Source organism: Pseudomonas sp. WS 5410 (assembly GCF_012985645.1).
Taxonomy (GTDB): domain Bacteria; phylum Pseudomonadota; class Gammaproteobacteria; order Pseudomonadales; family Pseudomonadaceae; genus Aquipseudomonas; species Aquipseudomonas shahriarae.
In genome coordinates this window covers 167,804-188,587 of sequence record NZ_JAAQWS010000011.1, presented here as the reverse complement: position 1 = coordinate 188,587, position 20,784 = coordinate 167,804, and the positions used below count along the sequence as shown (strand labels likewise).

Sequence of the window (20,784 nt, the reverse complement as noted above, 5' to 3'; positions counted from 1 at the left end):
GCGCGCGGCGGCGTGTTCAGCCGGTCGCCAGGGCCGCCCGCCGTGCAGCGCTATGGCGCCAACGGGTCAAGTGTTCGTCGGCGTAGCGGCGCAGGCAGTGCAACAGTGAGCTTTCCTGTTGCACCAGAAAGAAATGGTGCCCCTCGAACATGTCCAGGGAGAAACCACTGGCGGTGTCTTCCTGCCAGTCGAGCAATTCGTCGGCGCGCACGTCGTCCTGCTTGCCGCCAAACACATGGATCGGCATCGACAACGGCTCGCGCTCGCCATACTGGAAACTGCCGCACAACAGGAAGTCGGCGCGCAGGATCGGCAGCGTCAATTGCATCAATTCGTGGTTGGTCAACGCGTCTTCGGGCGTGCCCTTGAGCTTGCGCAGGCGCTCGATCAGTTGGGTGTCGTCTTTTTCAATGGCGTATTCGCTGACATCCCGTCGCGCCGGGCCGGCGGTGGCCGAAGCAAACAGCGCCAGGGGTGCAGGCAGCCCGCGTTCGCGCAGGGCATGGGCCAGCTCGAAAGCCAGCAAACCGCCCAGGCTATGGCCAAACAAGGCGTAAGGGCCGTCGAGTTCGGCGCTGATCTCATCCGCCAACTGCGCGGCAAGCACCTTGATATCGCGCTGCAAGGGCTCGTCCATGCGCATGCCACGCCCCGGCAACTCCAGCGGGCGCACTTGCAACCACTCCGGCAGTGCCCGACGCCAGCGGCTGTAGAACATGGCGCTGGCGCCCGAATAGGGCAGGCAAAACAGGCGCAAGCGGGTCGACGTGCTCATCTCAGACCACCCCTGCCTGGATCGCTGGGTTCTCGCGATAGAAACGCATGTCGTCCTCCTCCGGGTGCAAATCCATGGCCGGCGTGTTGGCTGGCCTGTCACCAATGAGAACGGATGGCCCGGCAAAATAATTAGTCTGCCTGCCAGGGCCGGCACACAAAGAGAAGCGCCTCACAGTTTGTATTTCGGTATAAGATTAGTTCCACTTCTCATTTGACAATCATTATCATTAAGCATAATTTGTTGCCCGATGTGTAGGAGGCCTCAGCAGGGATGCCCTCCACTAACCATATTTGCAGCAAGGTGATTTCCATGACGGAACAAGTATCCACAAGCAGGTGCGATTCACCGTTACTCCAGGCGTTTGTCGATAATCGACTGATCCTGGTCAAGATCGCGGCGCGCATTACCGGCTGCCGTTCCCGTGCCGAAGACGTGGTGCAGGACGCCTACTTCAGACTGCAATCGGCCCCGCAGATCACCTCATCGTTCAAGGCTCAACTGAGCTACCTGTTCCAGATCGTGCGTAACCTGGCTATCGACCACTACCGTAAACAGGCCCTGGAACTGAAGTACTCCGGGACGGAAGAGGAAGGCTTGAATGTGGTTATTCATGGTGCTTCACCGGAAACCTCGCACATCAATTTTTCCACCCTGGAAAACATCGCCGACGCCCTGACCGAACTGCCCCAGCGCACGCGCTACGCGTTCGAGATGTACCGTCTGCATGGCGTGCCGCAAAAGGACATCGCCAAGGAACTGGGGGTGTCGCCAACGCTGGTCAACTTTATGATCCGTGATGCGTTGGTGCACTGCCGTAAGGTTTCGGGGACCCATAGCGATACGTTTGCCCGACGGGTCTGAGCACCACGCCATTGCAATGAGGCATGAGCTTGTGTGGCAGCGGGCTTGCCCGCAATGGCATTGGATCAGCCAGTCAATCCAGTGGCTGACACACCGCTATCGCGGGCAAGCCCGTTCCCACACAAGCCCCCACAGTTGATCTTCATTGCCCCCAAGGTCTCAGGCCAACCCACACCGCTCAAAAAACCGCTCCCGCCCCAGCATCATCAGCGCCGCGCGCTTGTGGGGGAAATCGAACTCCTTCTCGCAGTGGAAACACTGGTTCTGCATATACCCAATCATCTTCGCGTTGTCGGCCCTGGGCTCCGCCACCAACCGCTGGGTGCGCGGGTCGTCGAGAAACAGGTAGTGCACCAACGCCGCCAGCCAACTGGCCACCTTGTGCGGCCCGCGGTGGTGCTCCTCCCCCACCAGCATATGGATGCCCCGATCGTAATCGTCCACCTCATAGAACGGCGCAATGCGATCCTCCCTGGCCCAATACGCCTCGAAATAGGCAAACGGCTCATCGTCGAAACAACCGATCAGCGTCAAGGCATGTGGGTCAGCTGCAAGCTTCTCCAGATAGTCCCGATGCTGCTCCAGGCTGCCGCTTTCCTGCCAGAAACTGGCGACCCGCGCGCTGTTCTGCCAGCGATTGAAGCGGGCCAGGTCCACGTCGATTTCCAGCGTACGCAGTGAAATCCACGCGCCCAGGCGCGCGTCGAAACGTCGGTAGACTTCGCCGCACGGTTTGGGCGCACGCACCGGATGGCGCTTGCCATTGCTGAGGATCATTTGCTGCGGATAAGCGCCACTCACCGGCTGGCCCAACCACGGCTGTGGCAATTGCCAGAACAGAGTGCGCTCGCAACGGAACTGCCCTGCCACATCCGTGGCCAGCAGCAGGCCGCTGCGCAGGGCCTCGTCAGGGGCGTGTTCGAGGTGCCAGACCAGTTGCTGGCGCTCAGGCTCACGGGCAAACAGCCAGTAACAGGCGGCCCACAAGGCCTGCACCGACGGCACCTCACCGGGGCTTTGCAACTGCAGGTGCAGCTCTTCGCCGCGCGCCAGGCGCAGGCGCACCAGCGGCTGGCCAGCGAGAGTCAGGGTCAGGCGGCCATCGCTTTCGTCTGCGTTAAGGGCAGGCCCTGCCGGGAGTGGCAGGACTGACAAGTCTTGGGAATTGGGCATGGAGGGGGCTCACGATAATCGTCGACAGTTAGACGAAGTGACGTGAACCAGCAGCAAAAATTTAAGCGGGCGTTACCCGGATCAGGGTGCGTCAGCTACCGGCAGCACATCAATGCGGTACGGTTCGAAGATCTTCAACAGCTCGCCGCTGTCGCGCAGATCCTTGAGCAATGCGGCAAACGCCGGGCCGCTGATCGCCGCCTTGGGCCGCAGCAAGGCGTAGTGGTGGTACACCTGATCAATGCGCTCCGACACCAGGAACTGCCCGGCGGTGTCGGGATTGCGCACCATAAAGTCACTGAGGTAGGAACGCGTGACCAGGGCGATATCCGCGCGGCCACGGGTCACCATCAGCAAGTTGCTGTCATGGGAATAGGTCAAGGTGGCGTTGAACTGCGTGGCCATGGCCTTGGGGTCGGGGTTGAAGTTGGCGAAGGCGTAGTGATAACCGCTGAACACCGCGAGGCGCTTGCCCGCCAGATCGGTGAAATAGCCCTGGTCGCGGCCGGTCTGGCGCTGGGTGACGAATATCTCGGCGTCCTCCAGGCCCATGTCGACACTGGTATGGGGGATATCCTGCCACCCCCACTGCGGGTTCTCGAAGATGGCCATATCGACCCGGCCCTGCTGGAAATCACGAAAACGCCGGGGAATGGAGGTGGGTACCAGCACAAACTGGTACTCGCGCTGCGCACGGTTCAGCGCCTCCAGCAATTGCGGGAGCAGCCCGCTGTCGGCGCCCTGCTCCGGGCGCACCGTATACGGTGGAAAATGCGCAGCACCGACCCGTACCAATTGGGCCGCCGAAACCTGCGCCTGCCACAAGGTGCCCATTGCCCATACTGTTAATCCTGCAGCCAGCCGCAATGGCGAAAACATCAGGCACGCACCGTTCAAAATCTGGATCTCGCTAAGCTAGGCGTTTTTGTCTGGGGAGACAACTTCCGGCCCGACAATTAAATCGCTTGCTTTACCCGCCTAATCCGCCTTCAGCACCAGTAGCAATGCTTCATCGGCCAATTGCTCGAGGGTCATGCTGCCCTGGGCGCGGAACCAGGTCGTGGTCCACGACAGCGCCCCGGTCAGGAAACGCCGAGTGATAAATACATCACCCTTGATATACCCAGCCTGCTTGGCCTCCCCCAATACCTGCAACCAGATCTCTTCGTAGACATCGCGCAATGCCAGCACCTGGGCCTGCCCTTCTGCCGACAGCGAACGCCATTCATACACCAGCACCGCCATGGCCTCGCCGCTGCCGCCCATGATCGACTGCAACTCACAGCGAATCAGCGCCAGGACCCGTTCGCGCACGCTGCTCGCCTCGGCCAGGGAGGCGCGCATCAGCGCGGTGTTGTAATGGATGGTTTCCTCCATCACCGCCCGCAGGATTTCGTCCTTGCTCTTGAAGTGGTGGAAGATGCTGCCGGACTGGATTCCCACCGCACTGGCCAGGTCGCGCACGGTGGTGCGTTCATAGCCCTTGTTGCGAAACAGGTGAGCCGCGGTCTGCAGCAGCTTGCCCCGGGCGCTGTCGGGGTCGGTCAGTTGCCCGCCGTCCACCATGGTGCGCATCACCTCCAGGGCTTTTTGCTCATCCATGCTGCTCTCCTCAACTACTTTGATTGCGTCATGGCCGGCAATTTAGGCCGTGGCAGCCACCCAAGCAAGCGCTTGGGCATAAGTTGTGTACACAGTTTACAAACCAAGCGCTTGCTTGGTAGTCTCGACCCAGCGATTTTGCAGAGAAGGACGTCCCATGAACAAGACCGTTCGTATCGGCTGCGCCAGTGCATTCTGGGGCGACACCTGCACCGCCGCCGCGCAGTTGGTGCAAGGCGGCGCGCTGGACTACCTGGTGTTCGACTACCTGGCCGAAGTCACCCTGTCGATCCTCGCCGGGGCGCGCATGAAAGATCCCCAGGCCGGCTACGCCCTGGATTTCGTCGAAGTACTGGCGCCGTTGCTCGGTGATATCCAGCGCCAGGGCATCCGGGTGATCAGCAACGCCGGCGGCATCCACCCCCAGGCTTGCGCCGCCGCCTTGCAGGCCGCCTGCGACCAGGCCGGGGTGCCGCTGAAAATCGCCGTAGTGCTGGGCGATGACCTGCAACCGCAGTTCAAGCAACTGCAGGGCATCAGCGATATGTTCAGCGGCGCGCCTTTGCCGGCGATGTGCGTGTCGACCAATGCCTACCTCGGCGCGCCGGGCATCGTCCAGGCCCTGCAACTGGGCGCCGATATCGTCATCACCGGGCGCGTGGTGGACAGCGCAGTGGTCAGCGCGGCCCTGGTGCATGAATTCAACTGGGGGTGGCAGGACTACGACCACCTGGCCCAGGCCGCACTGGCCGGGCATATCATCGAATGTGGCGCGCAGTGCACTGGCGGCAACTTCACCGATTGGCGCGAGGTGCCGGACTACGAGCACATCGGTTTCCCGATTGTCGAGGTCAGTGCCGACGGCCAGTTCACCGTCAGCAAAGTGCCGGGCACAGGCGGCCTGATCAGCGAACTGAGCGTCGCCGAACAACTGCTGTATGAGATCGGCGACCCACGCGCCTACCTGCTGCCGGATGTGATCTGCGACTTCAGCCAGGTCACGCTGGAGCAACAAGGCGAAAACCGCGTGCGTCTGCGCGGTGCCAAAGGGCTGGCACCCACCGACCAGTACAAAGTCAGTGCCACCTACCCCGACGGTTTCCGCTGTACCGCCAGTTGCCTGCTGGCCGGCATCGACGCGGTGGCCAAGGCCGAACGGGTCGGCCAGGCGATCATCAACAAGACCTCGCAGTTGTTCAGCCAGCGCGGCTGGGCACCCTATACCGAGGTCAGCATCGAGTTGCTCGGCAGTGAGGCCACCTACGGCGCCCATGCCCGGCGCCAGGATTGTCGCGAAGTGGTGCTCAAGCTGGCGGTGCGTCACCCAAGCAAACAGGCCCTGGTGCTGTTCGCCCGGGAAATCGCCCAGGCGGCCACCGGCATGACGCCGGGCCTGACCGGCATTGTCGGCGGCAGGCCCACGGTGTATCCACTGATCCGCCTGTTTTCGTTCCTGATCGACAAAAGCGCGTGCCGCCTGAGCGTCGACTTCCAGGGGCAATCCCACCCTTGCGAACTGCCTGCCACGGCCACCCTGAGCACACCCCACGCGCCCCTCGACCCGCCCAAACCCGAAGGCCGTGCCGAGGCCAGCGTGCCCCTGGTCAAGCTGGCCGTGGCGCGCTCCGGGGACAAGGGTAATCACAGCAATATTGGCGTAATCGCGCGCCGGCCCGAATACCTGCCATGGATTGCCGAAGCACTGACCCCAGAGGTGATCGTCGACTGGATGAGCCATGTACTCGACCCACTGCACGGGCGCGTCGAGCGCTGGTACCTGCCGGGCAGCCACAGCCTCAACTTCCTCCTCGAAAACGCCCTGGGCGGCGGCGGTATCGCCAGCCTGCGCATCGACCCACAAGGCAAGGCTTTCGCCCAGCAACTGCTGGAAATCCCGATTGCCGTGCCCCGCCACATCGCCGATCAACTCACCTAAGGGACTCTCGCCGTGGCCTTCGACTCGATCTTCAAAGCCGACCTGTTCCAGGGGCAGACCCTTATCGTCACCGGTGGCGGCAGCGGCATTGGCCGTTGCACCGCCCATGAACTGGCGGCACTCGGCGCCCATGTGGTGCTGGTGGGGCGCAAGCCGGAAAAGCTGCAACGGGTCACCCAGGAAATTACCGAAGACGGCGGCCACGCCAGCTGGCACGCCTGTGATATCCGCGATGAAGAAGCGGTGAAGGCGCTGGTCAGCCAGATCATCGAGGCACACGGGCCGATCCAGGGTCTGGTGAACAATGCCGGCGGCCAATACCCCTCGCCCCTGGCGTCGATCAATCAAAAAGGCTTTGAAACCGTGCTGCGCACCAACCTGGTGGGCGGTTTCCTGATGGCGCGGGAAGTGTTCAATCAGTCGATGAGCAAGCACGGCGGTGCCATCGTCAACATGCTGGCCGACATGTGGGGCGGCATGCCCGGCATGGGCCACTCGGGCGCAGCGCGCGCGGGGATGGACAACTTCACCAAGACCGCCGCGTTCGAATGGGGTTACGCCGGGGTGCGGGTCAACGCAGTGGCGCCGGGCTGGATCGCCTCCAGTGGCATGGACACCTACGAAGGCGCGTTCAAGGCGGTGATCCCGACCTTGCGCGAGCATGTGCCCCTCAAGCGCATTGGCACCGAATCGGAAGTCAGTGCGGCGATTGTGTTCCTGCTCAGCCCCGCCGCCGCATTCGTCAGCGGCAGCACCTTGCGCATCGACGGCGCCGCCAGCCTGGGCAGCCGCGCCTGGCCGCTGCACAAGGCGCAGCAGCCGAGCCCGTCGTTCAATGGTTTTCACCGCGCCTACCTGCCGGATGTGCTCAAGGAGGGCCAATAAACCATGCCGGTCATCGACTCCCTACTCGACACCCACAGCCCGCAGTTCGCACAGAACCGCGAGGCCATGCTCACCGCCATCCATCATCTGCGCCAACTGGAACAGAACCTGTTGGACAAGGCCGCCGAGGCCAAGGGCAAGTTCGACAAACGCGGCCAACTGCTGCCCCGTGAGCGCCTCAACCTGTTGCTCGACCCCGGTGCGCCCTTCCTCGAACTGGCAAGCCTGGCCGGTTACAAGCTGCACGACGACAAGGATGGCAGCGCGGCCGGCGGCGGGCTGATTGCCGGTATCGGCTATGTCAGCGGCGTGCGCCTGCTGGTGGTGGCCAACAACAGCGCAATCAAGGGCGGGACGATTTCCCCCAGCGGCTTGAAAAAATCCCTGCGCCTGCAACAGATCGCCATGGAGAACAAACTGCCGGTGGTGACCCTGGCCGAAAGCGGCGGCGCCAATCTTAATTACGCGGCGGAGATTTTCGTCGAAGGCGCGCGCAGCTTCGCCAACCAGGCGCGGATGTCAGCCATGGGCCTGCCGCAGATCACCGTGGTGCACGGCTCGGCCACCGCCGGCGGTGCCTATCAGCCGGGGCTTTCGGATTACGTGGTGGTGGTGCGCGGCAAGGCCAAGCTGTTCCTGGCCGGCCCGCCGCTGCTCAAGGCCGCCACCGGCGAAGTGGCGACGGACGAGGAACTGGGCGGCGCCCAGATGCATGCGCAAACCGCCGGCACCGCCGAATACCTGGCGGAAAATGACGCCGACGGCGTGCGCATCGTGCGCGAGATTGTCAGCCTGCTGCCCTGGGACGACCGGCTGCCACCCCAGCCGGCGCGGGCCTATACAGAGCCGCTGTATCCGATTGAAGAGCTGCTGGGCCTGATCCCTTCGGACCCGAAAAAGCCCTATGACGTACGGGAAATCATCGCGCGTATCGCCGATGGCTCCAACTTCCTGGAGTTCAAGGGCGAGTTCGATCCCCACACCGTCTGCGGCCACCTGCACATCCAGGGCCGGGCCTGCGGGTTTATCGGCAACAACGGCCCGATCACGCCCAAGGGCGCGAGCAAGGCCGCGCAATTTATCCAGCTGTGCGACCAGAGCCAGACGCCGCTGCTGTTTTTCCACAACACCACCGGCTTTATGGTGGGCACCGAATCCGAGCAACAAGGCGTGATCAAGCACGGCGCGAAGATGATCCAGGCGGTGGCCAATGCCCGTGTGCCCAAGCTCACGGTAGTGGTCGGCGGTTCCTACGGCGCCGGCAACTATGCGATGTGCGGGCGTGGCCTGGACCCACGCTTTATCTTCGCCTGGCCCAACAGCCGCACCGCCGTGATGGGCTGCGCCCAGGCCGGCAAGGTGCTGCGCATTGTCACCGAGGCCAAGCAGTTGAAAGACGGCCTGGTGCCCGACCCCAATGTGCTCGACATGCTCGAACACGTCACCGCGCAGAAACTCGATAGCCAGTCCACGGCCCTGTATGGCAGTGCCAACCTGTGGGACGACGGGCTGATTGACCCGCGGGACACCCGCACGCTGCTGGGCTACCTGCTGGATATCTGCCAGCAAGCCCAGGTGCGCCAATTGCAACCCAACAGCTTTGGCGCCGCGCGCTTTTAACGATCAGGAGAACAATAAAAATGATCTTCACCCAGGAACACGAAGAGCTGCGCCGTACCATACGGGGTTTTGTCGAGCGCGAGATCAACCCCCACGTCGACGAATGGGAAAAAGCCGGGCGCTTTCCCATCCACGAGATCTTCCGCAAGGCCGGCGACCTCGGCCTGCTGGGCATTTCCAAGCCTGAAAAGTTCGGCGGCATGGGCCTGGACTACAGCTACTCGGTTGTCGCCGCCGAAGAGTTCGGCACCATCCGCTGTGGCGGCATCCCGATGTCCATCGGCGTGCAGACTGATATGTGCACCCCGGCCCTCGCACGTTTTGGCTCCGATGAACTGCGCGACGAATTCCTGCGCCCGGCCATCAGCGGCGAACAGGTGGGTTGCATCGGCGTCTCGGAAACCGGCGCTGGCTCCGACGTGGCCGGCTTGAAAACCCACGCCCGCAAGGACGGCGACGACTACGTGATCAACGGCAGCAAGATGTGGATCACCAACTCCCCCAGCGCCGACTTTATCTGCCTGCTGGCCAACACTTCGGACGGCAAGCCGCATATCAACAAGTCACTGATCATGGTGCCGATGAACACCCCTGGGATCAGCGTCAGCCCGCCCCTGGAAAAGCTCGGCATGCACAGCTCGGAAACCGCCCAGGTGTTTTTCGATGATGTGCGCGTGCCCCAGCGCAACCGCATCGGCCACGAAGGCGCGGGCTTCATGATGCAGATGCTGCAGTTCCAGGAAGAACGGCTGTTTGGCGCGGCCAATATGATCAAGGGCCTGGAGGCCTGCGTCGACAGCACCATCGCCTACTGCAAGGAGCGCCAGACCTTCGGCAAGGCCCTGATCGACAACCAGGTGATCCACTTTCGCCTGGCCGAACTGTCCACCGAGATCGAATGCCTACGCGCCCTGGTCTACCAGGCCACCGAGCAATACCTCAAGGGCCAGGACGTGACGCGGCTGGCCTCGATGGCCAAGCTCAAGGCCGGGCGCCTGGGCCGCGAAGTCAGCGACAGCTGCCTGCAGTACTGGGGTGGCATGGGCTTTATGTGGGACAACCCGGTGGCCCGCGCCTATCGTGATGTGCGCCTGGTGTCGATTGGCGGCGGCGCCGACGAGATCATGCTGGGGATCATCTGCAAACTGATGGGTACGCTGCCGGGGAAAAAATCGTGAACGCCTGTGAAACCCTGCTGCTGGAGCCGCACAACGGCGTGTTGCACATCACCCTCAACCGCCCGCAGAACCGCAATGCCATGAGCGTGCAGATGGTCAGCGAACTGCGCGCCGTGCTGACGGATGTCGCCCGTGACGAGCAGGTGCGGGCATTGGTGATCAGTGGCGCTGGCGGACACTTCTGTGCGGGCGGCGATGTTAAGGACATGAGCCGCGCGGGCAGCCGCGAAGGCTTGCGTGATTTGAACCGGGTGTTTGGCGCGCTGTTGCAAGAAGTCGAAGCCCTGCCCCAGGTGGTGATTGTGGTGTTGCAGGGCGCGGTGCTGGGCGGCGGTTTTGGCCTGGCGTGTGTCAGCGACATCGCCATTGCCGACCACCAGGCACAGTTCGGCTTGCCGGAAACCAGCCTCGGCGTGCTGCCGGCGCAGATCGCGCCGTTTGTGGTGCGGCGCATCGGCCTGACCCAGGCCCGGCGCCTGGCGCTGACTGCGGCGCGGTTTGACGGGGTCGAGGCGCAGCGCCTGGGGGTGGTGCATTTTGTCGAGCATGACCCCCAAGGATTGGCGCAGCGCCTGGATGAGGTGTTGGGGCAGGTATTGCGCTGTGCACCGCGTGCCAATGCGCGAACCAAGGCGTTGTTGCTCCAGAGCCTGGATCAGCCGTTGGAGCTGCTGCTGGATCAGGCTGCCGATTGGTTTGCCGAGGCGGTGACCGGGGAAGAAGGCATTGAGGGGACGCGGGCGTTTATCGAGAAACGCAAGGCCAGGTGGGTGAGTTGATCTTGAAAACGCCACATCCCCTGTAGGAGCTGGCTTGCCTGCGATGCGGGCACCTGGGTCTGTCAGGGATACCGAGGTGATGCAATCGCAGGCAAGCCAGCGCCTGCGCAACCAATCAAACAGGGACCCAAAATGCCCAGTTTCAATAAAATACTGATCGCCAACCGCGGCGAAATCGCCTGCCGAATCCAGCGCACCGCCCAAGCCCTGGGCTACCGCACCGTGGCGGTCTATAGCGCAGCCGACGCCAACGCCCTGCACGTACAAATGGCCGACGAAGCGGTGAACATCGGCCCCGCCCCGGTGCAACAGTCCTACCTGAACATCCCGGCGATCCTCGATGCCGCACGCCTGACCGGCGCCGATGCGATCCACCCCGGCTACGGCTTTCTCTCGGAGAACCCCGAGTTCGCCAAGGCCTGCATTGCCGCCGGCCTGGTATTTATCGGCCCCAGCGCCGACGCCATCGAGTTGATGGGCAGCAAGCGCCTGTCAAAAATCGCCATGCTCGACGCCGGGGTGCCGTGCATCGCCGGCTACCAGGGCAGCGCGCAAGACGACGCCACCCTGCAGAGCGAAGCCGAGCGCATCGGCTACCCGCTGATGATCAAGGCCAGTGCCGGCGGCGGCGGACGCGGCATGCGCCTGGTACACGCGCCGGCGCAGTTGCTCGAACAACTGCACACCGCACGCTCCGAGGCCCTGAATGCCTTTGGCAGCGACGAACTGATTCTGGAGCAGGCGCTGATCGAACCGCGCCATGTGGAAATCCAGCTGTTCGGCGATGCCCACGGCAACCTGATCTACCTGGGCGAACGTGATTGCTCGGTCCAGCGCCGCCATCAGAAGGTCATCGAAGAAGCACCCTGCCCGGTCATGACTACCGAACTGCGCCAGGCCATGGGCGAAGCGGCGCTCAAGGCCGGACGCGCAGTGGCGTATGTCGGCGCGGGCACTGTGGAGTTTCTGCTGGACCGGAGCGGGCGGTTCTATTTCCTGGAAATGAACACCCGCCTGCAGGTGGAGCACCCGGTCACCGAACTGATCACCGGCCTGGACCTGGTGGACTGGCAACTGCAAATCGCCGCCGGCCAGCCCCTGCCCTTGCGCCAGGACCAGGTGACGCTGAGCGGGCATGCCATGGAAGTGCGCCTGTACGCCGAAGACCCGGCCCAGGGTTTCTTGCCACAAACTGGCGAGGTGTTGCGCTGGGAGCCGGCAGCCGGGGTGCGGGTCGATCATGGATTGCAAGCCCCGCAGCGCATCAGCCCGTTCTATGATCCGATGCTGGGCAAGATCATCGCCCATGGCGCTACCCGCGAAGAGGCCCGGCGCAAGCTGCTGCGGGCGGTGCAGGACTGCGTGCTCCTGGGGATCCCCAGCAATCAGCGGTTACTGGTGGACCTGCTGGGGCATGCGCAATTTGTCGCGGCAGATTTCAGCACCGGATTTATTGCCGAACACTTCAGTGACATTGCCCGCCCTGCCGTCAGCGAAGAAGACCTTGCTCTGGCCGCCGCCCTGTTTTATCGGCACAGCGCGGCAGTACATGGCCCGGCCCTGGCAGGCTGGCGCAACAATGCCAGCGTGCCCTGGACCTACCGCCTGGGCGTCGATGAGCACCGCCATGAGGTCAGCGCCCGCTTACTGGCGGAGGATCATCTGCAAGTCGGCAACATCGACATCCACCTCCTCGACAGCGACGGATGCTGGGCCAGCCTGGTGATCAACGGCATTCGGCGGCGGATTGCCTATCACCTGCAAGGCTCCCAGCTCTGGCTGTTGAATGCCGGCACCAGCCTGTGCGTGAGCAACCAGACGCAAACCGTGGCCAGTCGTGACGCGCCCGCCAGCAGCGGCACGGTCAAGGCGCCGATGGACGGTGCCATTACCCTGCTGCAGGTGCGCGAAGGGGATGTGGTGAGCAAGGGCCAACTGCTGCTGGTGCTCGAAGCGATGAAAATGGAGCATCCGCTCAAAGCAGGCATCGACGGGGTGGTCAAGGCCATTCACGTCAGCGCCGGTGATCAAGTGCGCAATCGCCAGGTATTGCTGCAGATCGAGTAGCCCTGGGCGGAACTACCAGGCTTGGCTACGCTCTATCCCCATCAGAAAGGGATGAGTACGGGAACCTGCGATGCCTCATTGGCTGATTATTGATCTTGAAGCCACAACGGATGACGGCGGCTGGCCCGTGTCGGAGATGGAAATCATCGAAATCGGCGTGAGCCTGGTCAACCGCCAGGGCCGCGAGCTGGACCATTTCCAGCGCTTCGTGCGGCCCTTGCGCCGCCCGTTGTTGACGCCGTTCTGCCGCCAGCTGACGCACATCAGCCAGGCCAGTATCGACAGCGCAGCGCCCTTGACCGAGGTCTGGCCGCTGTTCGAACGCTGGCTGGGCCAGCATCATCCGCGCCTGGAAGGCTGGGCCAGCTGGGGCGACTATGATCGCCAGCAACTGGAGTTGGAGTGGCAGCGCCATGGCCTGGCCAGCGCGCTAAGCCAGACACCCCATGTGAACCTCAAGCAGCGCTTCGCCAAGGCCCGACGCCTGGACAAGCCGTTGGGGCTCAATGGCGCCTTGCAACTGGCGGGCATGCAGTTCAACGGCCAGCAACACCGGGCACTGGAAGATGCGCGCAATACCGCACGTTTGCTGCCGTTGATTTTGCCCGTGTAGAAGGCATACTGGCCGACCTTTCTTGCCCCTTTTTTCGAGGATTCGCCCATGTTCAAAGTCAATGAGTACTTCGACGGCACCGTCAAGTCGATCGCCTTCGGCACCCCTGAAGGTCCGGCGACCATCGGCGTGATGGCTCCGGGTGAATACGAATTCGGCACGGCCCAGCGTGAAATCATGCACGTGGTCTCGGGCGCGCTCACCGTCAAGTTGCCAGGCAGCGACGCGTGGGAAACCTTCGCCGCCGGCAGCCAGTTCAATGTGCCTGCCGACAGCAAGTTCCAGCTCAAGGTGGCCGTGGACACTGCCTACCTCTGCGAATACCGCGGCTAAGCTTTTCCCGCGCACAAAAAAATGCCCGCCTCCCAAGAGGCGGGCATTTTTCATGGGCGACGGTTATTCGAGGATCGTCACCGGCATGCCAACTTCCAGGCGGCCCGCGCCGTCATTGACCAGGTTCTGGCCGAACATCACGCCATCGGGCTGTTTGCGGTAGGTTTCCAGGGTCGCCAGCGGCTGGCGATCGGCACTGCGCTCCCCGGTCGCCGGGTCGATGGTGGTGAGGATGCACCGCGAGCAGGACTTGACCACCCGGAACTCCACCTCACCAATGCGCACGCGCTTCCAGCCATCCTCGGCAAAAGCCTCGCTGCCTTCGATCACCAGGTTGGGGCGAAAGCGCAGCATTTCCATGGGCCGGCCGACGCGTTGCGACAAGTCGTCGAGAGACGCCTGGCCTATCAGCAACAAGGGGAAACCGTCGGCGAACGCCACCTGGTCATCGTCCTTGCCGTAGCCGGCCGCCGTGGTGCGCGCGCGCTCCAGCGGGACTTGCACCAAGCGTGTCGGTTTGCCGATGAACTGGCTGACCCAATCGGCGGCCTCAGCACCGGCGTCCGGGACCCGCAGGGTGTCGCGCCAGATGGTGACACCGCGCAGCTCGGCATCGGCGCCGGGTAACGCCACATCCAGGGTGGGCAGGCCAGCAGCGCTCAAGGTCAGGCCACCTGCGGCATTCCATAACGCCGACAGCTGGCTCATCTGCGCCACGGCACGCTGGGTCAGGAATCGCCCGCTGGCCTCGTCCACCAGCATCCAGCGTCGGTCCCCGTCCAGCCCGAGTTTATCCAGGCCGATATGCGACAAGGTCTCTGCCTTGCCCGACTTCAAGGGGTACCGATACAACGCGCTGAGACGAAGCATGAGCGTGGGTTCCTGTGAGCAAAAGCGTCACCCTATACGAGCACGCCGACAGAATCAAAATTTCCCCAGGCCGGCAATTAGAGGCCCCCTCGTCACAGGCCGGAATCAGGCCGGCACTTCGTCCAGCATCAGGCGCTGGCGCACCACATCCACCAACTTGTCGGGCTGGAATTTGGAGAGGAAGTTGTCGCAACCGACCTTCTTCACCATCGAGTCGTTGAAGCTGCCCGACAAGGATGTGTGCAGCACCACATAGAGGCCGCGCAGACGCGGGTCGTTGCGGATCTCGGTAGTCAGGCGGTAGCCGTCCATCTCGGGCATTTCGGCGTCGGTGAAGATCATCAACAGTTTGTCGGTCATCACCTGGCCGCTGTCCGCCCATGCCTTGAGCATGTTCAAGGCCTTGAGACCGTCACTGGCGATATGCATCTTCACCCCCAGTTGCCCCAGGGTGTCGCGCAGTTGCGACAAGGCCACGTTGGAGTCATCCACCAACAGCACTTCGCGACCACGGGCACGTTCGAGCACCGGATCCTCGAGTTTTTCCCGGGAGACCTTGGCGTTGTAGGGCACGATCTCGGCGAGGACTTTTTCCACGTCGATGATTTCCACCAACTGCTCATCCACCTTGCTGATGGCCGTGAGGTAGTGCTGGCGGCCGGCGCTCGCCGGCGGTGGCAGGATCGACTCCCAGGTCATGTTGACGATGCGGTCGACGCCGCCCACCAGGAACGCCTGTACCGAGCGGTTGTACTCGGTAACGATAATGGTGCTGTTGGGCCCCGGTACCAGCGGACGCATGCCAATGGCCTGGGACAGGTCGATCACCGGCAGGGTCTGGCCGCGCAGGTTGACCACGCCGCAGACAAACGGGTGACGCTGGGGCATCAGGGTCAGCTTGGGCAACTGCAGGACTTCCTGCACCTTGAACACGTTGATTGCGAACAACTGGCGCCCTGCCAGGCGAAACATAAGGATCTCCAGGCGATTCTCACCCACCAATTGCGTGCGTTGATCTACCGTGTCGAGAATGCCAGCCATTGAAGACTCCTGGGGTGTGCTGAAAGATTTGCTGCTTACTGGAGAAAGATATCGGCAGACAGTGCCAAACCTTGACCCCCCGGTAAAATGCCACGTAAATGCATTGATGTCACACTGACATCATGCTTTACTGGCCTCACCTTACCGTCCGGTCGTCAAGCCACGCCGCAGGACCCTCAAACGGGCATAAGGTTCCACCGCGTAAGGGATTCCCCTAGTCGCAATCAGGTCCAACCTGATATTCCCGATATCCAATAGCCATTAATGTGACGCCATTCTCATTGCATGAACGGAGTCAGGCTTTTGTTTGCTATCGCAAGCCCACGGCCCAAGGGCCTTCCAGGCATTAACGCCTGGGCAATCGAAGTAATGCGAATGCCTCTGGTTGTTTCCACTGCAAGCAGCGCCAGCAGTCGCGACGCTGGTCATTCAAATAAAAGTACTACTCAAAATTCAGAAATGAACTACAGATCTCGGTCATATTTCGGCGCTAGTTTTAAGCCGTTGCTCCGGTATTACATCTCATTGTCTGACCGTACGTTGTGGAGACTTTCATGATGAACGACGGTAAAGAGTGGCAAGACGCACTTCCCGAGTTCCTCCTGGAGGCAGAAATGCTGCTGGCCAAGTCTGAGGAATGCCTGAGCCATCTGCATTTGATCCGCAACGATAACGATGCCATCGACTGCATGAAGAACAGCCTGGTCAAATTGGCGGAAAAGGCCGATGCCATGGCGCTGGAAGCCATTGGCAGCTTTTCCCGGCATATCCAGGACCTGATCAGCAACGCCCAAAGCCCGATGCAGCTTCACGATGCGGCACTTGCAGCCCTGCATGACTGCCTGACGCTGCTGGCCTGGCAACTGGAACTGATCGACATCAAGACCGGCAAACTGAGCCTGGATGACGCCGAGCAAACCACGTTGATTGAAACGGTTGTCCAGCAGATCCCCCAGAAGGATGTTGGCGCTCACCATCGCCACTCCATGCCCTACGCTTCCTGAACCTGCCGTGCGGTTAACCAGGCCGCCGGCGGGCGCCCAACTAATACCCGTCAAATATTTAGCCAGCCAACTATCAATAACCCAATATGGGTAATAGCGATACAAAACCAAATTAATAGTACAACTAGACACCGCTGAACTAAGCCCTGTAGCAGGCGACCAACGGTAATTGTTGGTGGTACTATTAGCGCGCTCGAAGTGGCTGCCCGTGAAGACGTAATAAATCTGAGAAGCGCCTCGAACCAACACTAAACCCAATCGCTTTCCAAACAGAGCCCGGCCAGCGGTCATGACCGGTCTACCCGCAGCGAACACCCATCGGCTCCATCTGCTATGTACGCCAGCCCCAAGTCACTCATCGCCAGGTTCGTCCTCTCGGGCAATACCCGTTGGATCACCCTGGGTCTTTGCCTGTGCGCGACTCTGGTCAGCCTCTGGGTCTATGCCCACAAAGCACCGCTGCCGCTGTTTTTGCTGTTGCTCAACCTCGCCGCCCTGACCGCCGCCGGCCTGCAGCGTTGGCGCTCGCGCAAGTCGATCAAGTTCCAGCCCCAGGAATTGGCCGACCGCCTGCTGCAAGTCCAGGAAAACGAGCGCCATCGTCTCAGCCGCGAGCTGCATGACGATATCGGCCAACTGCTGACCGCTGCCAAACTGCAAAGCGACTGGCTGCAACGCCGCTCGCCGGCAGAGTTGCAGGACCAGTGCGGCGTACTGTGCAACACCCTCAACGAAACCCTGGCCAAGGTGCGGGACGTATCGGCCATTCTCAATCCCCGGCAACTGACCAGCCTGGGCCTGGAGGCGAGCCTGCGCGCGCACCTGCTCAAGACCCTGGCAAACACCCCGGTGCATTGGAGCCTGGAATGCCAGCAACGCCTGACCGGGATTCCCGAAGAGATGGCGGTGGCGGCCTTTCGTATCACCCAGGAAGCCGTGACGAACATGTTGCGCCATGCCCAGGCGCGCAACCTGCTGGTGCGCCTGCAACGTTTGCCACAGGGGTTGTCGCTGTTTATCAGCGATGACGGCCGGGGGTTCTCCCCCGCCACCGACCCGGCCCTTGCGGGGCAACGGGGCATGTCAGGCATGTGCGAGCGCATTGATCAACTGGGCGGCATGCTGACGGTCAATAGCCAACCCGGCTTTGGCACGCGAATCGAAGCGCTGTTCCCCTGGGCGCCCCGTACCCTCGAACGGGCCAATTCCCCTGAGGTTCTAGAGTGACCTGCAATTTACTGCTGGTAGATGACCACGCCCTGATCCGCGCGGGTGTGCGCGCACTGATCCTGGATATCCCCGGCTATGCGGTGATTGGCGAGGCCACCGACGGCGCGCAGGTACTCGCACAATTCAATGCCCTGCAGCCCGATATCGTCCTGCTGGACCTGTCGATGAAGCACACCAGCGGCCTGGATGCGTTGCAGCAACTCAAGCACGCCTACCCCAAGAGCAAAGTGCTGATCCTGTCGATGCACACCGACCCGCAATTGATCATGCGTGCCCTGGAGGCAGGCGCCCACGGCTACCTGCTCAAGGACACCACCGCCAACGAGCTGGAACATGCGCTGCTGGCACTGCGCAACAACGAGCGCTACCTGAGCCCGGCCATCGCCCACACCGTGATCAACCAGGCCTTGATCCACAGCCAGTCCCACCCGGAGGCGCCCGTGCAGCGCCACAACCTGACGGCGCGCCAGCTGGAAATCCTGCGCCTGATCGTACGCGGCAAATCCACCCGGGAAATCGCCCACGGCCTGGGCCTGAGCATCAAGACTGTGGAAGCTCACCGCTCGCAGATCAAGAAGCGCCTGCAGATTTTTGATGTGGCCGGCCTGGTCCTGTTCGCCGTGCGCGAACAGATCATCAGCCTGGACGATTAGCCAGCAACGGTGAATCCACCGGCAAGTGCACCTGCAAGGCCTTGGGCAAGGCGCTGAAGCGTAGGTCACTGCCCTTGAGCGGTTCGCCATCCAGGTTGATATCCAGTCCTTCGGCCACCTTGATTTCCACCCACGGCAGGCGTGCCCGCACAAACAGGTTGTCCAGGCCCCAGCCGTCGGTCATCAGGCTGCGCAAGGTGCCGACCACTTCCTGAGGCGCCGGCAGGATGCTGATATCCAGCAAGCCATCATCGGCCATTGCCCCCGGGCACAGCTCGTGCCCGCCACCGGCCTGGCGACCGTTGCCGATGCCCAGGGCCAGTAACTCGCCGCGCCAGTGAAAGTCCGGCCCCACCAGCTCCCCATAAGCCGCCCGCAACTCGCTGAAACGCGACAATCCGGTAAACAGATAGGCCGCACCGCCCAGCACCTTTTTCAGATCCTCGGAAGTGTTGGCCGTAACCTGGCTGCCAAAACCGCCGGTGGCCATATTGAGAAACACCTGCCCGCCAACCTCCCCCAGGTCGATAGCGCGCGGCGCAACGTCCAGCAGCGCCAGGGCCTCACGCGGCTCCAACGGCACGCCGGCCGCACGGGCGAAGTCATTGGCAGTGCCCAGGGGCATCAGCACCAGGCTGGCGTCGGTCTTGGCGCGGGCCATGGCCTCGGCCACATCACGCAGCGTGCCGTCGCCGCCGCCCGCGATCAGGCGTGTGTAGCCGGCATCCAGGGCTTCACCCACCAGGCGTTGGGCATCGCCACCCTCCCAGGTGACGCGCACCGCCAGCTCCCACCCCTGCTCGCGCTTGCCTTGCACTGCCGCCCGCACGTCTTCGTTGAGGGCTTGCTTGCCGTGCAGAATCAACAGTGCCTTGGGTTTACTCATGGGGTGAAGCTCCTATTGTTGGAGGGGACCTGAGGGATGTTGACCTTCGGCAGTCAGAAAAAAGCCATTGGGCTGTAAATAAATTCTTCAGCCCAACACTTCACTCAGGGGAATGAAATTCACCCGATCACCGATGGCCAAGGTGCTGCCCTCCACGACTTCCACCAAACCCTCGGCCCAGGCGGCACTGCGCAATACACCGGAACTCTGGTTCGGGTAGATCACCGCCCGCCCCTGCTCCAGGCGCCCGCGCAGGTATTCGCGACGGTTGCCCGGCTTGGCCCACACGAACCCTGCCGGCACCTCGAAACGCAACGGCTGCACCACCGCGACACCCTGACGGCGCAACAGATACGGGCGCGCCAGCAAGGCGAACGTAACCAGGGTGGACGCCGGATTCCCCGGCAGGCCGATCACCGGTACGCCGCGGAAATGACCGAATGTCAAAGGTTTGCCAGGCTTGATCGCCAGCTTCCACAAGGCCAGTTCGCCCTCCTCGCGCAATGCGATACCGAGGAAGTCTGCTTCCCCCACCGAGACTCCGCCGGTGGACAGGATCAAGTCCACCGAACCCAGTGCGCCCAGGCGGGTGCGGGTCAACTCCAGGTCATCGGGCAAGATACCGGCGTCGATCACCTCGCAGCCCAGGCGTTGCAACCAACTGCACAACACCCGCCGGTTGCTGTTGTAGATCTGTCCCGGCCCCAGTGGCAGGCCCGGTTCGATCAACTCGTCGCCCGTAGACAGCACCGCCACACGCACGCGGCGCACCACCGCCAACCGGTCGCGCCCCAGGGACGCCGCCAGGCCCAGTTCAATCGGGCCGAGCCGTGTACCGGCAGCCAGGACTTCCTCACCGACTGTAGTCTCCTGCCCTTTGGGTCGGATGTTTTGCCCTACGCGCAGCGCCTGGGTAAAGCTCACGCGCTGATCGGGTTGCAGCTCGGCGTTTTCCTGCATTTCCACACAGTCGGCCCCGTCGGGTACCGGAGCGCCGGTGAAGATCCGCGCACAGGTACCCGCCGCCAAGGGCTCAGGGGCCTGGCCGGCGAAAATACGCTGGCTCACCTGCAGCGGCTCGCCGGTCCAATCGGCAGTGCGCAGGGCGTAGCCGTCCATGGCGCTGTTGGGCCACGGCGGCAGGTCGAGGGTGGAAACCAATGCCTCGGCCAATACACGCCCATCGCACGCGGCCAATGGCAGGTGTTCCTGCTCACGGATCGGCGCGGCCTCGGCCATGTTCAGCAGCCGTTCCAGGGCTTCTTCCACCGGCAT

General features: G+C 62.5%; 19 protein-coding genes and 1 pseudogene. 12 read left to right on the top strand and 8 right to left on the bottom strand.

The genetic code is table 11. From position 1 onward, the window contains the following. Window positions 1-16: 16 nt before the first annotated feature. Window positions 17-775: an alpha/beta fold hydrolase gene (locus HBO24_RS17650; RefSeq protein WP_170060045.1), complete on the bottom strand. Its 759-nt coding sequence runs from the start codon at window positions 773-775 to the stop codon at window positions 17-19. Between the two features lie 312 nt (window positions 776-1,087). On the opposite strand from HBO24_RS17650, the gene HBO24_RS17645 reads away from it, so the two are divergent. Further along, a complete protein-coding gene (locus HBO24_RS17645; protein ID WP_029298131.1) occupies window positions 1,088-1,639 on the top strand; it encodes an RNA polymerase factor sigma-70 in 552 nt (183 codons plus the stop codon). Window positions 1,640-1,798: 159 nt separating this feature from the next. Here HBO24_RS17645 and HBO24_RS17640 read toward each other — a convergent pair whose 3' ends face one another. The 3 genes from HBO24_RS17640 to HBO24_RS17630 form a co-directional block, all read right to left on the bottom strand. Next, complete coding sequence (locus HBO24_RS17640; protein ID WP_115127869.1) at window positions 1,799-2,812, bottom strand: GNAT family N-acetyltransferase; 1,014 nt, start codon at window positions 2,810-2,812, stop codon at window positions 1,799-1,801. Window positions 2,813-2,893: 81 nt separating this feature from the next. Further along, a complete protein-coding gene (locus tag HBO24_RS17635) occupies window positions 2,894-3,691 on the bottom strand; it encodes a transporter substrate-binding domain-containing protein (protein ID WP_115127868.1) in 798 nt (265 codons plus the stop codon). A 99-nt stretch (window positions 3,692-3,790) separates the two neighbouring features. Next, window positions 3,791-4,414, bottom strand: coding sequence for a TetR/AcrR family transcriptional regulator (locus tag HBO24_RS17630; protein ID WP_057960220.1), 624 nt, complete (start codon window positions 4,412-4,414; stop codon window positions 3,791-3,793). 157 nt (window positions 4,415-4,571) lie between these two features. Here HBO24_RS17630 and HBO24_RS17625 point away from each other — a divergent pair, with 157 nt between their 5' ends. From HBO24_RS17625 to HBO24_RS17590, 8 genes are all read left to right on the top strand, one after another. Further along, entirely contained in the window at window positions 4,572-6,350 is a 1,779-nt protein-coding gene (locus tag HBO24_RS17625) for an acyclic terpene utilization AtuA family protein (RefSeq protein ID WP_170060044.1), read from the top strand. Window positions 6,351-6,362: 12 nt separating this feature from the next. Beyond that, entirely contained in the window at window positions 6,363-7,235 is an 873-nt protein-coding gene (locus HBO24_RS17620) for an SDR family oxidoreductase (RefSeq protein ID WP_115127866.1), read from the top strand. Window positions 7,236-7,238: 3 nt separating this feature from the next. Then, on the top strand, window positions 7,239-8,855 hold the full coding sequence (gene atuC, locus HBO24_RS17615) for a geranyl-CoA carboxylase subunit beta (RefSeq protein ID WP_170060043.1): 1,617 nt from the start codon (window positions 7,239-7,241) through the stop codon (window positions 8,853-8,855). A gap of 20 nt (window positions 8,856-8,875) precedes the next feature. After that, the gene (atuD, locus tag HBO24_RS17610) at window positions 8,876-10,033 is read left to right on the top strand and encodes a citronellyl-CoA dehydrogenase (protein WP_170060042.1); all 1,158 of its coding nucleotides are present in this window, start codon (window positions 8,876-8,878) and stop codon (window positions 10,031-10,033) included. After that, complete coding sequence (locus HBO24_RS17605) at window positions 10,030-10,812, top strand: enoyl-CoA hydratase-related protein (RefSeq protein ID WP_170060041.1); 783 nt, start codon at window positions 10,030-10,032, stop codon at window positions 10,810-10,812. The genes atuD and HBO24_RS17605 overlap by 4 nt, the downstream gene beginning before the upstream one ends. Before the next feature lie 132 nt (window positions 10,813-10,944). Continuing rightward, entirely contained in the window at window positions 10,945-12,879 is a 1,935-nt protein-coding gene (locus tag HBO24_RS17600) for an acetyl/propionyl/methylcrotonyl-CoA carboxylase subunit alpha (RefSeq protein WP_057439152.1), read from the top strand. Window positions 12,880-12,949: 70 nt separating this feature from the next. Further along, the gene (locus tag HBO24_RS17595) at window positions 12,950-13,492 is read left to right on the top strand and encodes an exonuclease domain-containing protein (RefSeq protein WP_057439153.1); all 543 of its coding nucleotides are present in this window, start codon (window positions 12,950-12,952) and stop codon (window positions 13,490-13,492) included. Window positions 13,493-13,540: 48 nt separating this feature from the next. Beyond that, window positions 13,541-13,825, top strand: a complete 285-nt coding sequence (locus HBO24_RS17590; protein ID WP_032862771.1) for a pyrimidine/purine nucleoside phosphorylase — start codon at window positions 13,541-13,543, stop codon at window positions 13,823-13,825. Between the two features lie 63 nt (window positions 13,826-13,888). On the opposite strand, the gene HBO24_RS17585 is transcribed toward HBO24_RS17590, so the two are convergent. Both HBO24_RS17585 and HBO24_RS17580 read right to left on the bottom strand, forming a co-directional pair. Beyond that, on the bottom strand, window positions 13,889-14,695 hold the full coding sequence (locus HBO24_RS17585; protein WP_057439154.1) for an MOSC domain-containing protein: 807 nt from the start codon (window positions 14,693-14,695) through the stop codon (window positions 13,889-13,891). Window positions 14,696-14,800: 105 nt separating this feature from the next. Further along, window positions 14,801-15,736: a chemotaxis protein CheV gene (locus tag HBO24_RS17580; protein WP_057960227.1), complete on the bottom strand. Its 936-nt coding sequence runs from the start codon at window positions 15,734-15,736 to the stop codon at window positions 14,801-14,803. A gap of 554 nt (window positions 15,737-16,290) precedes the next feature. Here HBO24_RS17580 and HBO24_RS17575 point away from each other — a divergent pair. From HBO24_RS17575 to HBO24_RS17565, 3 genes are all read left to right on the top strand, one after another. After that, window positions 16,291-16,740: a hypothetical protein gene (locus tag HBO24_RS17575; RefSeq protein WP_057439155.1), complete on the top strand. Its 450-nt coding sequence runs from the start codon at window positions 16,291-16,293 to the stop codon at window positions 16,738-16,740. A gap of 333 nt (window positions 16,741-17,073) precedes the next feature. Continuing rightward, window positions 17,074-17,967, top strand: a complete 894-nt coding sequence (locus HBO24_RS17570; protein ID WP_170060040.1) for a sensor histidine kinase — start codon at window positions 17,074-17,076, stop codon at window positions 17,965-17,967. Then, complete coding sequence (locus tag HBO24_RS17565; RefSeq protein ID WP_170060039.1) at window positions 17,964-18,623, top strand: response regulator transcription factor; 660 nt, start codon at window positions 17,964-17,966, stop codon at window positions 18,621-18,623. Before HBO24_RS17570 ends, HBO24_RS17565 begins: the two co-directional genes overlap by 4 nt. On the opposite strand, the pseudogene yegS reads toward HBO24_RS17565, so the two are convergent. Then, window positions 18,585-19,509 (bottom strand): annotated as a pseudogene (yegS, locus tag HBO24_RS17560) (lipid kinase YegS); the annotation flags it as partial. The gene HBO24_RS17565 and the pseudogene yegS sit on opposite strands and share 39 nt — an antisense overlap. 87 nt (window positions 19,510-19,596) lie before the next feature. After that, complete coding sequence (glp, locus tag HBO24_RS17555; RefSeq protein WP_170045413.1) at window positions 19,597-20,784, bottom strand: gephyrin-like molybdotransferase Glp; 1,188 nt, start codon at window positions 20,782-20,784, stop codon at window positions 19,597-19,599.